This is a genomic window from Mangrovimonas sp. ST2L15 (genome assembly GCF_001280515.1).
In the GTDB taxonomy this organism is placed as follows: Bacteria; Bacteroidota; Bacteroidia; order Flavobacteriales; family Flavobacteriaceae; genus Mangrovimonas; species Mangrovimonas futianensis.
In genome coordinates this window covers 1-400 of the sequence record NZ_LBIQ01000047.1, presented here as the reverse complement: position 1 = coordinate 400, position 400 = coordinate 1, and the positions used below count along the sequence as shown (strand labels likewise).

Annotated in this window: 1 pseudogene; it reads left to right on the top strand. The window is 41.8% G+C overall.

The features are described from left to right. Nucleotides 1-367: pseudogene (locus ZA07_RS15015) on the top strand (IMP dehydrogenase); the annotation flags it as partial. Nucleotides 368-400 lie beyond the last annotated feature (33 nt).

The following is a 400-nucleotide window of genomic DNA, read 5'->3' as shown; positions in this document are numbered from 1 at the left end:
ACGTCCCGTTGTTGAGGTCATGACTTCTGACAACTTGGTGACGGCTTAGGAAGGTACTTCTTTGATGGCTGCTGAGGTCATTTTACAAGTAAACAAAATAGAAAAACTTCCGGTTGTAGATAAGGATTTCAAATTGGTACGATTGATTACGTTTATAGATATTACCAAATTGACTCAAAAAACAAAGGCTAATAAAGATCAGATTGGTCGTTTGAGAGTAGCAGCGGCTGTAGGTGTTAAAGGTGATGCTGTTGAACGAGTTGAAGCTTTGGTTCATGCAGGAGTAGACGCGGTAATTATTGGAAACGCGCACGGATATAGCAAAGGTGAGGTTGCTGTATTGAAAGGAGGAAAAACAGAACTTCCGTAAGTAGGTGAGGTCGGTGTGAAGATGGCCAAG